At 63.3% G+C, this 14,009-nt stretch carries 12 protein-coding genes; 5 read left to right on the top strand and 7 right to left on the bottom strand.

Annotated elements, in window-relative coordinates:
• The first annotated feature begins 22 nt into the window (after positions 1–22).
• Positions 23–940 (top strand): L,D-transpeptidase, encoded by a 918-nt coding sequence (locus E5K04_RS05620; protein WP_136551921.1) that lies wholly within the window; start codon positions 23–25, stop codon positions 938–940.
• 2 nt (positions 941–942) lie between these two features.
• Here E5K04_RS05620 and E5K04_RS05625 read toward each other — a convergent pair whose 3' ends face one another.
• Positions 943–2,370 carry an aminotransferase-like domain-containing protein gene (locus E5K04_RS05625; protein WP_136551922.1) on the bottom strand — a complete coding sequence of 476 codons (1,428 nt, stop codon included), beginning with the start codon at positions 2,368–2,370 and terminating at the stop codon, positions 943–945.
• A gap of 164 nt (positions 2,371–2,534) precedes the next feature.
• On the opposite strand from E5K04_RS05625, the gene E5K04_RS05630 reads away from it, so the two are divergent.
• The 4 genes from E5K04_RS05630 to rpsI all read left to right on the top strand — a co-directional run bounded on the left by E5K04_RS05630 (position 2,535) and on the right by rpsI (position 5,682).
• Positions 2,535–3,170, top strand: a complete 636-nt coding sequence (locus tag E5K04_RS05630) for a LysE family translocator (RefSeq protein WP_136551923.1) — start codon at positions 2,535–2,537, stop codon at positions 3,168–3,170.
• Positions 3,171–3,298: 128 nt separating this feature from the next.
• Positions 3,299–4,684 carry a glutamate--tRNA ligase gene (gene gltX, locus E5K04_RS05635; RefSeq protein ID WP_136551924.1) on the top strand — a complete coding sequence of 462 codons (1,386 nt, stop codon included), beginning with the start codon at positions 3,299–3,301 and terminating at the stop codon, positions 4,682–4,684.
• Positions 4,685–4,844: 160 nt separating this feature from the next.
• A complete protein-coding gene (gene rplM, locus E5K04_RS05640; RefSeq protein ID WP_136551925.1) occupies positions 4,845–5,273 on the top strand; it encodes a 50S ribosomal protein L13 in 429 nt (142 codons plus the stop codon).
• A 16-nt stretch (positions 5,274–5,289) separates the two neighbouring features.
• Complete coding sequence (gene rpsI / locus E5K04_RS05645) at positions 5,290–5,682, top strand: 30S ribosomal protein S9 (protein WP_136551926.1); 393 nt, start codon at positions 5,290–5,292, stop codon at positions 5,680–5,682.
• 134 nt (positions 5,683–5,816) lie between these two features.
• Here rpsI and arcD (E5K04_RS05650) read toward each other — a convergent pair whose 3' ends face one another.
• From arcD (E5K04_RS05650) to E5K04_RS05675, 6 genes are all read right to left on the bottom strand, one after another.
• Entirely contained in the window at positions 5,817–7,256 is a 1,440-nt protein-coding gene (gene arcD, locus E5K04_RS05650) for an arginine-ornithine antiporter (protein ID WP_136551927.1), read from the bottom strand.
• 238 nt (positions 7,257–7,494) lie between these two features.
• Entirely contained in the window at positions 7,495–8,439 is a 945-nt protein-coding gene (gene arcC / locus E5K04_RS05655) for a carbamate kinase (protein ID WP_136551928.1), read from the bottom strand.
• A 212-nt stretch (positions 8,440–8,651) separates the two neighbouring features.
• Positions 8,652–9,659 carry an ornithine carbamoyltransferase gene (locus tag E5K04_RS05660; RefSeq protein WP_136551929.1) on the bottom strand — a complete coding sequence of 336 codons (1,008 nt, stop codon included), beginning with the start codon at positions 9,657–9,659 and terminating at the stop codon, positions 8,652–8,654.
• A gap of 115 nt (positions 9,660–9,774) precedes the next feature.
• A complete protein-coding gene (locus tag E5K04_RS05665; RefSeq protein WP_136551930.1) occupies positions 9,775–11,007 on the bottom strand; it encodes an arginine deiminase in 1,233 nt (410 codons plus the stop codon).
• A gap of 67 nt (positions 11,008–11,074) precedes the next feature.
• A complete protein-coding gene (arcD, locus tag E5K04_RS05670; RefSeq protein ID WP_136551931.1) occupies positions 11,075–12,496 on the bottom strand; it encodes an arginine-ornithine antiporter in 1,422 nt (473 codons plus the stop codon).
• Positions 12,497–12,957: 461 nt separating this feature from the next.
• The gene (locus E5K04_RS05675) at positions 12,958–13,986 is read right to left on the bottom strand and encodes a CDP-6-deoxy-delta-3,4-glucoseen reductase (RefSeq protein WP_328591028.1); all 1,029 of its coding nucleotides are present in this window, start codon (positions 13,984–13,986) and stop codon (positions 12,958–12,960) included.
• Between the last annotated feature and the right edge of the window lie 23 nt (positions 13,987–14,009).

Below are 14,009 nucleotides of genomic sequence, written 5' to 3' on the forward strand. Positions count from 1 at the left end.
CCGTTTTTTTGATCGCCTGACCATGTTTCCTGCGCGACTGTTCGCCATTTTCCTTGTCTTCACCAGCCTTGGCGCCCACGCTGCCACGCCCATGCAGCCGGACGTCGCCGTCTCGCCCACCGGCATGCACCTCGTGATCAACCTGCCGCAGACCCGGCTGTTCGTCTACCAGGACGGCGTGCTCAGCGAAGACTTTCCGGTCGCCGTCGGCAAGATGCTGACCCGCACCCCGGTCGGCGAGTACACTGTCACCGGCATCTACCGCAACCCGGCCTGGCATGTGCCCAAGTCGATCCAGGAAGAGCAGCGCCGCGCCGGCAAGCCGGTGCAGACCGTCGTGCCGCCGGGGCCGGACAACCCGCTGGGACCGGTCTTCATCCGTTTCGGCGAGGCCAAGCTCGGCCTCGGCATCCACGGCACCAACGCGCCCTCAAGCGTGCCGGGCTTTCGCAGCCATGGTTGCGTGCGCATGAAGAGCGACCAGGTGTTGCCGCTGTCGTACCGCGTGCCGCTGGGCACGCCGGTAACGGTTACGTACCAGACGGTGCTGCTGGGCGAGGACGCCGCGGGTGAGCTTTGGCTGAGCGCGCTACGCGACCGCTACCAACACAAGGACGACGCGCTGCCCAAGCTCGCCGACACCCTGCTCTCCTGGCAACAGCAAAACCAGACCCCGCTGTTCGGCAAGCGGGTCGACACCGCGCTGAAGGTGCGCAGCGGCAAGCCAGTCTGCCTGAGCTGTCGCGCCCCTGCCGACGCGCGGCCGGCCGGTACGCTCACCGCCGTGCAGTGGCTGCGGGACGCCGCACCTGCGGCGCAGGAATTTACCGCCGAACCTGCCGAGCCGGTGATGGAGCCGCAGCCCGAGGTACCGCTGAACACGGCAACGCCGATCCCGCCTCACTCGGCCAACCGCGCCGCCGCCCGCCAACCTGCCTGAGTTCAGGGCGCCGCCTGCCGCGCCAGTTCGGCGAAGCGGGCCAGCGCGCGCTCGTAGGCGTCGCTCCACGGGTAGCAGCAGGACAGGCGCACGCAGTGGCTGTAACGGCCGCGCGCCGAATAGAGCGCGCCCGGCGCCACGGTAATCCCTTCTGCCAGGGCCTGCCGGAACAGCGCCAGCGTGTCGACCCCCTTGGGCAGCTCGACCCATAGCAGGCAACCACCGGACGGTGAACTCGCCCGCGTCCCTTCCGGGAAGCGCGCCGCCACCTCGCCGCGCAATCGCGTCATCTGCCCCATGAACTGGCGGCGGATGAAACGCAGGTGCGGCTCGTAACTGCCGCCTTCCAGGTAGCTCGCCAGCGTCTCCTCGAGCAGGCCGGGCTGGCCGAGCGAACCGGCGATCTTCAGTTGCAGCACCCGGTGCAGGAAGCGCCCCGGCGCGATCCAGCCGATACGGAAGCCCGGTGCCAGCGTCTTGCTGAAGCTCGAGCACAGCAAGACCCAGCCTTCCTCGTCGAACGCGCGCACCGCCTCGGGCAGCGACGCGCCGTCGTAATAGAGCTCGGCGTGCGGCGCGTCCTCGATCACCGCCACCTTGTACTCCGCCGCGAGGCGGGCCAGCCTCTGCCGCGCCTCCAGCGGCATGGTCGCGCCCAGCGGATTTTGCACCACCGGCTGCACGACGATGGCGGCGAGCCGCTGCTCGGACAGCAAGAGCTCGATCGCGTCGACCGACACCCCGTCGCTCGGGTGCGTCGGCACTTCGATCACGGTCAGGCCCAGGCTTTGCGCGAGCGGGATCAGCGCGAAATAAGTCGGCGACTCCAGCGCGACGGTGTCACCCGGCTTGCACACCGCGCGCAGCGCCAGCTGCAGTGCCTCGGAACAGCCGTTGGTGACGACGATGTCGCCGGGCGCCATCACGCAAGCACGGCTGAGCGCGCGCTGGGCGATCTGCCGGCGCAGCCGCTCGGACCCTGGCGGGAACGGGTAGTCGGTGGTCAGCTCGGGGTGGCGGCGCAACAGTTGCCCCATGATCGCCTTCAGGCGCGTCGTCGGGTAGAAGTCGCTGCCGCGCGGGCTCGCCAGCGACAGATCGATCACGTCGGGGCGCGACTGCGCGGCCATCACCTGCTCCAACTGGTCGGTCGCGGCGTCTTCCACGCGCAGCGCCTCGCTGCGCCGTCCCATCCTCGGCAACGGCAGCGCCGCCTTGGCGCACACGTAAAACCCCGACTGCGGCCTTGCCTCGATCAGCCCGCGCTCTTCCAGCGTGCGGTAGGTCGCCAGCACCGTCGACGGGCTGACCTTGTGCAGCGCGCACGCCTTGCGCACCGACGGCAAGCGCTCGCCCGGCCGCACGGTGCCGGCACCGATCAGTTCGGTCCATTCACGCACCAGCTGCATGTACAGCGTCTCTTCGCTCATCCCCCCTCCTTGCGCGGGCGGTACAGTTTGCCCGCGTTGTTACCGGTACAGTTTGAACAACGCAAAACTGTTACGGTATCAATTCTAATTTTCTGAGTCTGTAATTATCAATCGGCAAAGACTAATATTTCGGCCAATCCGAACACCCCGACACCGAACCCATCATGAACTTCGTCGCGCTGGTCAGCTACCTCACCATCATGGCCATCACCCCCGGCCCGAACAATCTGGCGCTGGCCTCCAGCGGCGTGAACTTCGGCCTCAAGCGTACCCTGCCCGCCCTGATGGGCATGGCGCTCGGCCTGTCGGTGCAGGTCGCGCTACTCGCTGTCGCGCTGGGCGGCATGATGGCGCTGATGGAGAGCATCAAGCTCTACCTGGCCGTCGCCGGCTGCACCTACCTGCTCTACCTGTCGTGGCATATGGCGCACGCGGGCGAACCGGGCGAGGACGGCAAGCAGGCGTGCGCCAAGCCGATGGGCTTTGCCGGCGGCGTGCTCTTCAACTGGCTGAACCCCAAGGTGTGGCTGATGGGCTTCAACGTCGCCGTCGTCTTCCTGCCCGAGCACATGCACCCGCTGGCGGCGGGCGCCCTCTTCTTCGTGATCACCTTCGCGATCACCCTGCCGTGCATCGCGCTCTGGGCCTGGGGCGGCGAATTCATCCGCCGCTACCTGGGTACGCCGCGCCGCCTGCACGTCTTCAACTGCAGCATGGCGCTGATGCTGGCCGCCACCGCGACCTGGCTGCTCGTCGAGATGCTGCCGGCCGAGGCAGGCAGCCTCGCCGCGATGGTCTGAGCCGCCAAACGATTTCATCCCCTTGCCTGCCGGCCAAGCAGGTTTGTGCCCGCAAACGCCGCGCGTTTGCGGGCTTTTTTATGGCAGGCGTAAAATGGCGGACTTTACCGTCTTTGCAGAAACCGACCATGATCCGTACCCGCTTTGCCCCGAGCCCGACCGGCTACCTGCATATCGGCGGTGCCCGCACCGCACTGTTCTCGTGGGCCTTCGCCCGCAAGAACAAGGGCAGCTTCGTGCTGCGCATCGAAGACACCGACCTCGAGCGTTCGACCCCCGAGTCGGTCAAGGCCATCCTCGACGGCATGCACTGGGTCGGCCTCGACTACGACGAGGGCCCGTTCTACCAGACGCAACGCTTCGACCGTTACAAGGAAGCGATCCAGCAGTTGCTCGACTCGGGCCACGCCTACTACTGCTACATGAGCCGCGAGGAACTCGACGCGCTGCGCGCCGAGCAGGAAGAGCGCGGCGAGAAGCCCCGCTACGACCGCCGCTGGCGCCCGGAAGACGGCAAGGTGCTGCCCGAGGCACCGGCCGGCGTCGAGCCTGTGGTGCGCTTCAAGACGCCGCTGGACGGCGTCACCGGCTGGGACGACGCGGTCAAGGGCCGCATCGAGTTTGCCAACGCCGAACTGGATGACCTGATCATCGCCCGCGCCGACGGCAGCCCGACCTACAACTTCTGCGTGGTGATCGACGACTGGGACATGAACATCACCCACGTGATCCGCGGCGACGACCATGTCAACAACACCCCGCGCCAGATCAACATCCTCAAGGCGCTGGGCGCGCCGCTGCCGGTGTACGGTCACCTGCCGATGATCCTCAACGAGAACGGCCAGAAGATGTCCAAGCGCCGCGACGCGGTCAGCGTGGTCGACTACGCCGAGCGCGGCATCCTACCCGAGGCGCTGCTCAACTACCTGGCGCGCCTGGGCTGGGGCCACGGCGACGACGAGTTCTTCTCGATGGAACAGTTCGTCGAGTGGTTCACGCTGGAGGCGGTCAGCCCGTCCGCCAGCCGCTTCAACCACGAGAAGTTCCTGTGGCTGAACGCCCAGCACATCAAGGCTGCCGACAACGCCCGCCTGGCCGGCCTCGTCGCGCCGCGTCTGGCCGCCTCCGGCCTCGATACCGCGAAGGGCCCGGCGCTGGAAGACGTGATCGCGCTGGTGAAAGACCGCGCACAGGACCTGAACGTGCTGGCCGACGAGTGCCACTACTTCTACCAGAAGCTTGCCGCCGCCCAGTCCGACCTCGACAAGCACCTGGCCGGCGACGCGCTCGCGCGCATGGCGCGCTTTGCCGAACGCCTAGAGGCGCTGGCCGAGTGGAACGCCGAGGCCATCCACGCGCTGTTCAAGCCCTTCTGCGCCGACGAAGGCATCAAGATGGGGCAGTTGGGCATGCCGCTGCGCATGATCGTGTGCGGCACCACGCAGACGCCGTCGGTGGACGCCGTGCTCGCGCTGATCGGCCGCGACGAGGTGCTGCGCCGCCTGCGCGGCTAAGCAACCCGCATCCGGACACGCCGCCGCGTCTGGCGGCGTGTTTCATGCAGGTGCGCGTCTGTTCGGACCGCAGAATTGTGCTTGCTGCACAATGGTTTGACAGCAACCCGCCCCTGCAATACAATCCGGAACTTTCAAGAATTTACGATGGAAGAGCTCCATGAAGACCTTTTCTGCCAAGCCGCATGAAGTAAAGCGCGAGTGGTACGTGGTCGACGCCTCCGACAAGGTGCTGGGTCGTGTAGCGGCTGCAATCGCTCACCGTCTGCGCGGCAAGCACAAGCCGGAATACACCCCGCACGTTGACACCGGCGACTACATCGTCGTCGTTAACGTCGACAAGCTGCGCGTCACCGGTTCCAAGTCCCTGGACAAGAAATACTACCGTCACACCGGCTACCCGGGCGGCATCCGTGAACGCAACTTCACCGAACTGCAGCAGCAGTTCCCTGAGCGCGTTCTGGAAAAAGCCGTCAAAGGCATGCTGCCGAAGGGCCCGCTGGGCTACGCCATGATCAAGAAGCTCAAGGTGTACGCTGGCAACGAGCACCCGCACGCCGCACAGCTGCCCAAGGCGCTGGAAATCTGATTTTTGAGGCAACAAGATGAACGGTAAATACTACTACGGCACCGGCCGTCGCAAGAGCTCGATCGCTCGCGTGTTCCTGCAGAAAGGCACCGGTCAGATCATCGTCAACGGCAAGCCGGTAGACGAATACTTTGCCCGCGAAACCGGCCGCATGGTGATCCGTCAGCCGCTGGCGCTGACCGAGAACCTCGAATCGTTCGACATCAAGGTCAACGTTGTCGGCGGCGGCGAAACCGGTCAAGCCGGCGCGATCCGCCACGGCATCACCCGCGCCCTGATCGACTTCGACGCAGCACTGAAGCCGGCTCTGTCGACCGCAGGCTTCGTGACCCGCGACGCTCGTGAAGTCGAGCGTAAGAAGGTCGGTCTGCGCAAGGCACGTCGTGCCAAGCAGTTCTCCAAGCGCTAATCCTTTTTGCGCTTACCGGAAAAGCCACCCACGCGGTGGCTTTTTTGTTGCCTGCTGATCTCACCGCCTGCCACACAGAACAACAAAAAGACCCGCGGTAAGCCGCGGGTCTTCTACTTTGGAAAGCCTGAGGCTTACAGCGTCAAATGGCCAGTGGCCAACTCATAGAACGCGTAGAGGCCAAGCACCAGCACGATCGCCGCGATGACCGCCTCGGCGGTATTGAACGGCTTTTCGTTCTGCTCGCGGCGCGCCCAGATGTAGAACAACAGGCCCGGCGCGTACAGCACCATCGACAGGAACAAGTACTTCGGCCCCGCCGCATAGATCAACCACACGCCGTAGATCGACGACACCACCGCGATCAGCAGGTCGCGCCCCTTGGCTGCCGAGTCGTTGGCGTACGCATCCCCCTTGACCGTAATCATCCACGCGAACAGCGAACACAACAGGTAGGGGATCAGGATCATCGACGTCGCCAGCGACAGCAGCGCAAGGTAGCCAGCCGAGCTGAACAGCGTCCAGATCAGGAACAGCTGGATCAGGCCGTTGGTCACCAGCAGCGCGTAGGTCGGCGCGCCCTTCTCGTTCACATGCGCGAAGATCTTCGGCATCGTGCCGTCCTTACCGGCCAGGAAGACGATTTCAGCGGCCAGCAGCGTCCACGCCAGCAGCGCTCCGGCCACCGAAATGATCAGGCCGATGTTCATCAGCGCGAAGCCCCACTCCCCGACTACCGCGCGCAATACGCTGGCGGTCGACGGGTTCTGCAGCTTGGCAAGCTCTTCCTGCGGTAGGATGCCCAGCGACAGCACCGACACCGCGACCAGCAGCGCGATGGTGAACAGGAAGCCGATCACCGTCGCCTTGCCGACGTCGGCCATGCTCTGCGCGCGTTCGGAGAACACGGATGCGCCTTCAATGCCGATGAACACCCACACCGTCACCAGCATGGTGCTCTTGACCTGGTCGAGCACCGAACCCAGCGCCGGCGTCCCCCAGAAGTCGCTGGAGAAGGTCTTCACCTGGAAGCCGTAGATCACCACCAACAAGAAGATCGCCAGCGGCACCAGCTTGGCGATGGTAGTCAGCGTGTTGATGAAGGCCGCACCCTGCACCCCCTGGAAAATCAGCCAGGTCAGCGCCCACAACAGGATGGACGCGCAGACGATCGCTGCCGTCGTATTGCCCTCGCCGAAAAAGCTCAAAGTCTCGAACGAGCCGAACGCCGAGAACATCACGACGAAGTAGGAGACGTTGCCGATCCACGCCGAGATCCAGTACCCCCAAGCCGAGTTGAAGCCGATATACGGCCCGAAGCCGGCACGTGCGTAGCCGTACACCCCGCCCTTGACGTCCGGCCTGCGCCCGGCCAGGTTCTGGAACACGAAGGCCAGCGTCAGCATGCCGATGAAGGTGATCACCCAACCGATGATGATGGCACCCCCTGCCGCACCTGCCGCCATGTTCTGCGGCAGCGAGAAGATGCCGCCGCCGATCATCGAGCCAATGACGAGCGCGGTCAACGCGCCCAGTTTGAGTTTGTTGCTTTGCCCAGCGCTAGCGTCTGACATGAGCCCTCCCCATGTTTGAAACGGGATTGTTGGATTGAACCGGCACGCTTCACCGGCTTGCCGCGACGATATTCAAAATGCGAACCGCGGCAGCTGCCTCTCCGGCTTAGTCCAGCAATCCCGCTTTTGCAAAGGCAGGCCTTGCCGCGCTGCAATGAAAAAGGCCCCCGCATCATGCGGAGGCCTCTTCATCTACTGCATCTCGCGCCGCACGCAGGCGGCGCAGGACGTCAGTCGCTTAGTACCACTCGATACCTTCTTTTTCGGTCGAGATCACGGTACCGGCTTCGCCAGCAACGATCTTGGCGATGTCTTCCAGCGCGCCGATCACGGCCTTCTTGCCGGTCAGGCGGGCGAATTCGCAAGCCGCTTCCACTTTCGGGCCCATGGAGCCGGCAGCGAAGCCCAGCTTGTCCATTTCGTCCGGGTGAGCGTGACGGATCGCCTTGGCTTCCGGGGTACCCCAGCCAACGAACACGGTCTTCACGTCGGTCGCGATCACGAAGTAGTCCGCGTCGATTTCACGCGCCAGCAGGCTGGATGCCAGGTCCTTGTCGATCACCGCTTCCACGCCGACCAGCTTGTCGCCGTCGTACATGGTCGGGATGCCGCCGCCGCCGGCAGCGATCACCACCGCACCTTTTTCGATCATCCACTTGATCGGGCGCATTTCGAAGATGCGCTTCGGCTTCGGGCTCGGCACCACACGACGGTAGTATTCGCCGTCAGCCTTCACCGTCCAGCCCTTGTCGGCGGCCAGCTTCTCGGCTTCTTCCTTGGAGTACACCGGGCCGACGAACTTGGTCGGGTTGGCGAACGCCGGATCTTTCGGGTCGACTTCGGTCTGGGTCAGGATGGTCGCGAACGGCACTTCGAACGGCAGTTCGTTGCCCATTTCCTGCTCGACCATGTAACCGATCATGCCTTCGGTCTGCGCGCCGAGCACGTCCAGCGGGTACGGGGTCACCGAGCCGTCAACGTGGCGGGCGTAAGCGTCGTTCTGCAGGCCCAGCAGGCCAACCTGCGGACCGTTACCGTGGCACATCACCAGGTTGTGACCCAGCTTGGTCACTTCGGCCAGCTGCTTGGCAGCGATCTTGACGTTGTTACGCTGGTTTTCAGCAGTCATCGCTTCGCCGCGACGCTGCAGGGCGTTACCACCCAGAGCTACTACTACGCGCATTTCGAGTCCTTTCACCGGGCGTTTCGCCCAATGGTTATATTAGATATTGCTAATACAATTGAAGCACAAGTGGATTGATCCCGCAAGCTGGTCGCCACCTGCCCTTCTGCACCATACAAAAGACGGCCAGGACTTCTGACGAAACCCTGGCCGGTCGGCGGGCACAAGCCCGCCGCCATCAGCAGGCGAAGGCCAGGCCTTCGCCGCCCACCTTACTGGTCGCCCAGGGTGGCGACCATGATGGCCTTGATGGTGTGCATGCGGTTTTCCGCCTGCTCGAATGCCACGTTAGCTGCGCTTTCGAACACTTCTTCGGTCACTTCGATACCGTTGGCGAACTGCGGGTACTGCTTGGCGATGTCGGCGCCAACAGCGGTTTCGCTGTTGTGGAAGGCCGGCAGGCAGTGCATGAACTTGGCTTGCGAGCCAGCTGCAGCCATCAGTGCCTTGTTGACCTGGAACGGCGACAGCAGGGAGATACGCTCGTCCCACACTTCTTTCGGCTCGCCCATCGACACCCAAACGTCGGTGTGGATGAAGTCAACGCCCTTGACTGCAACAGCAGCGTCGTCGGTCAGGGTCAGGCGAGCGCCGGTCTCTTCGGCGATCTTGCGGCATTCTTCAACCAGCCACTCTTCCGGCCACAGGTTCTTCGGGCCGCCGATGCGGACGTCCATACCCAGTTTGCAACCAACAACCATCAGGGAGTTACCCATGTTGTTGCGAGCGTCGCCCACGTAAGCGTAAGCGATCTGGGACAGCGGCTTCTCGCTGTTCTCGATCATGGTCAGCACGTCGGCCAGCATCTGGGTCGGGTGCCATTCGTCGGTCAGGCCGTTGTACACCGGCACGCCAGCGTAGTCAGCCAGCTCCTGAACCACGTCCTGCTTGAAGCCACGGTATTCGATCGCGTCGTACATGCGACCCAGCACGCGGGCGGTGTCTTTCATCGATTCCTTGTGACCGATCTGCGAGCCGGACGGGCCGAGGTAGGTCACGTGGGCGCCCTGGTCGTAGGCAGCCACTTCGAACGCGCAACGGGTACGGGTCGAGGTCTTTTCGAAGATCAGGGCGATGTTCTTGCCCTTCAGGCGCTGCTGTTCGCAACCGGCGTACTTGGCACGCTTCAGGTCACGGGACAGGTCGAGCAGGTAGCGGATTTCACGCGGGGTGAAGTCCAGCAGACGCAGGTAGTGGCGGTTGCGCAGATTGAAAGCCATTTTATTACCCCTTATCAGGTAGTTTGTTGCACGCGGGTCAAGCCCGCACACGTACAGCATTCAGACAAGAGACGGCGGCGTTGCCGTCGCCCCTGTCGATCGATTCAATGAAGAATTAGATCTTCACTTCTTCGCGGATGATCGGGCAGGTCATGCAGTGACCACCGCCACGGCCACGGCCGAGTTCGGATGCCGGGATCTCGACCACTTCAACACCAGCGTCGCGCATCAGCTTGTTGGTGTAGGTGTTGCGGTCGTAAGCCACGACCACGCGACGGTCCAGGGCCACGACGTTGTTGCCGTCGTCCCACTGCTCGCGTTCGCGCTGGAATGCATCGCCGCCGGTCTTGATGACCTGGATGTCCTTGAGGCCCAGGGCTTCCTTGACCACGTCAACCAGGTGCACGCCGTCGTGGCGCTCGAAGCGGACTTCGCCTTCCTTGTCGCCAGCGTAAATGCTGGTGCAGATGATTTCGTCCACGACGTCCGGGAAGGACGACAGCAGGTCGATGTCGAGGAAGGAGAACACGGTGTCCAGGTGCATCGCAGCGCGCGACTTCGGCATCTGGCAAGCGATGACGCGGGTAGCGCCGCCTTCTTTACCCAGCACGGCCTTGGCGGTCTGCACCACAGCCTGCGGGCTGGTGCGCTCGCCCATACCGATCAGGACAACGCCGTTGCCGATCGGCATCACGTCGCCACCTTCCAGGGTTGCCGGACCGTGGTCCTTGTCGCAGTCGCCCCACCATACGTTCACTTTGCCCGCGAAGTACGGGTGGAACTGGTAGATCGATTGCAGGATCAGGGTTTCCTGGCGGCGAGCCGGCCAGTACATCGGGTTCAGGGTCACGCCTTCGTAGATCCAGCAGGACGGGTCGCGCTGGAACAGGCTGTTCGGGATCGGGGGCAGCACGAAGTCGGAGCTGTCCAGGTAGCCGCCGAACAGGCCTTTCGCGTCGAACGGCAGTTCGAACTTGGCGATACCGCCGATCAGGTGGTCAGCCAGTTGGGTGGACGGCATTTCGTCCAGCCAAGCGCGCAGGTCGCCCAGCATGCCGATGCCGACGTTGTCAGCCTTGACTTTGCGGTCCAGGATCCAGCTACGGCCAGCTTTGTCATCCAGCACTTTGGCCAGCGCTTCGTGCGCTTCGATCACGTGGATGTTGCGGGCACGCATCTGCTCAACCATGTAGTCATGGTCCTTCTGAGCGCGCTCGACCCAGATCACGTCGTCGAACAGCAGGCCATGGCAGTTATCCGGGGTCAGGCGCTTGTGCGCGAGGCCCGGACGGCAAACCATTACGCTGTGCAGCTTACCGCACTCGGAATGAACACCAAACTTGGTCATATTGAACTCCTAGAGGATTCAAGTAGTTTTGCAGCCGCCGCCCGGCGGCTGCGAGGAAATCTTGCTGTTACAGGCTCAGCGTGCCGACGGACAGGCCGTAAGCCGCGTAGATGCCCAGCACCACGATCACTGCGGCGATGATGGCTTCCGCGCCGGTGAACGGCTTCTCGCCACGCTCTTTACGCGCCCACACGTAGAACAGCAGGCCCGGTGCGTAAAGCACCATCGACAGCAGCAGGTACTGCAGGCCAGCTGCGTAGACCAGCCATACACCGTAGACCGAGGCGATCACGCCGACAGCCACGTCCTTGGCGGTGGATTCGCCAGCCTGGTAGCCTTCGCGCTTCTGGGCGACCATCAGCGAGTACAGCGCGCAGAACAGGTACGGCAGCAGGATCATCGAGGTCGCCAGGTACACCAGGCTCAGGTATACGGAACCGTTGAAGTAGGTGATGACCAGGAACAGCTGGATCAGGCCGTTGGTCAGCCACAGCGAAGCAGCCGGGGAACCGTTGGCGTTCAGCTCGCCGAACACTTTCGGCATCATGCCGTCCTGGGCTGCCAGGTACGGGGTTTCACCGGACAGCAGGGTCCATGCCAGCAGCGCGCCACCCACCGAGATCACCAGACCGGCGTTCATCAGGTTCGCGCCCCAGGAGCCAACAGCGGCTTCCAGCACGTAAGCGGTGGACGGGTTCTTCAGCGCGGCCAGCTCAGGCTGGGACAGCACGCCCAGCGACAGGATGGACACGGCGATCAGCAGCGCGATGGTCAGCAGGAAGCCGATCACGGTTGCCTTGCCCACGTCAGCCATGTTCTGCGCGCGGCCGGAGAACATCGAAGCGCCTTCGATACCAATGAACACCCATACGGTCACCAGCATGGTGCTCTTGACCTGGTCAACCACGGAACCCAGCTCGGCGGTGCCCCAGAAGTCGATGTTGAAGGTGTCGATCTTGAACGCGAACACCAGGATCACGATGAACAGCGCCAGCGGAACCAGCTTGGCGATGGTGGTGATGGTGTTGATCATCGCCGCGCCGTGCACGCCGCGCAGCACCAGGAAGTGCAGCACCCACAGCAGGATCGAAGCGGTGATGATGGCGGCGCCGGTGTTGCCTTCGCCGAAGGCCGGAATCCAGAAGGACAGCGCGGAGAACATCACCACGAAGTAGGCGACGTTACCGATCCACGCCGAGATCCAGTAACCCCAGGCCGAGTTGAAGCCGATGTAGTTACCGAAAGCGGCACGGGCGTAGCCGTACACACCACCGGTCACTTCCGGCTTGCGGTTGGCCAGCTGCTGGAACGCGAACGCCAGGCAGATCATACCGATGAAGGTGATCACCCAGCCGATGAGGATGGCGCCGGCGCCGGCACCTGCAGCCATGTTCTGCGGCAGCGAGAAGATACCGCCGCCAATCATGGAACCGACCACCAGAGCGGTCAGCGCGCCAAGTTTGAGCTTGGAGCTATCGTTATCGGACATTTTGTTCTCCGTGATTTGTGATGAATAAAGCAACTAAAACTTTTGTTATATTATTAAATTCTGATTGCCCGAATCATAACCCTGCCCGTTACGAGCGTCTACTCTCGAGGTCGAGGTTGTTTGACTTAGATCATCTTTCGGTACGCCGGGCGGCGGGTAAAGCAATCTGCACCCGGCTTGTTCGCGCCAACGCCTTACTCACTAGCCATATCAATATAAACCAGCGCTGGCCGAATATTTTTCATTTAAAAACAAACGTCTACTTGCCGAAATACGGTGTCGCATCCGGATAAATCTCCAGGCACGTACTGCCCCCCTCCCCAGCGGCAGGCCGCTTGCGTGCCGGCGCAGAGCCGCTACGCCGCGAGCCGCGCACGGTCATAGCCGGCGGGGTACCGAGTGCTGTGTCGGCATATGACAAAGGCCGCCTTGCGGCGGCCTTGCTGGGCGACAGGCACCGTTCAGACGGTGAGCGGCGTGGCGTCCTTGGACAGGAAAAATGCATCCGAGAAGAAGGCGTCGGCCGGCAGCTTGCGCGTGCCGGTAAAGCTTGCATGCGCGGCCTCGACCATCACCGGCGCGCCGCAGGCGTAGACTTCGTAGCCGGAAAGGTCGTCGAAGTCGTCGAGCACGGCCTGGTGGACAAAGCCGCTCCGGCCGATCCAGCGGTCTTCGGCCAGCGGCTCGGACAGCACCGGGATGAAGGTGAAGTCGGGCCGGCTCGCCTGCCAGCCGGCGGCGACCTCGGCCATATAAAGGTCCGCCAGCGTACGCGCGCCCCAGTAGAGGATCATCGGACGGTTGCCGCCATGATGGAACGCGTGTTCGACCATGGCCTTGATCGGCGCAAAACCGGTGCCGGACGCCAATAAAATCAGCGGCTTATCCGAATCATCCCGCAGGAAGAACGAACCGAGCGGCCCCTTGAAGCGCAGGATTTCCTTTTCCTGCATGCGGCCGAACACATATTCGGAAAACGAGCCGCCCGGCTGGTGACGGATATGCAGTTCGATAAAGCCCTCTTCGTGCGGCGGGTTGGCGATCGAGAAACTGCGGGCCTTGCCGTCGCGCATCAGGATGTCGATATACTGGCCGGCCTTGAACTGCAGCCGTTCGGACACCGGCAGTTTCAGGCGCAGGATCGCGACGTCGTGCACGCGATCGATCTTCTCGACCCGGCACGGCAGCGTCTTGACCTGGATGTCGCCGGCACCGGCCACCTCGCGTACCTCGATCGTCACGTCGCCACACGGGCGCGCGCAGCAGAACAGCGCCATGCCCTGCGCACGCTCGGCGGCCGACAAGGCCCGCTCCTGGAAACCGTCTTGCGCGACGTCGCCTTCGACCACCCTGCCCTTGCACGCGCCGCATGCGCCGTCACGACAGCCGTAGGGCAAGGCGATGTTCTCGCGCAAAGCGGCCTCCAGGATAGTCTCGTGCAACCCGACATTGAACGTCTTGCCCGAAGGCAGTACCTTCACCCGACTCATAATGTAATCCCCGACTTGGTAAT

The sequence above is a fragment of the Crenobacter intestini genome (genome assembly GCF_004919095.1).
GTDB classification, from domain to species: Bacteria; Pseudomonadota; Gammaproteobacteria; order Burkholderiales; family Chromobacteriaceae; genus Craterilacuibacter; species Craterilacuibacter intestini.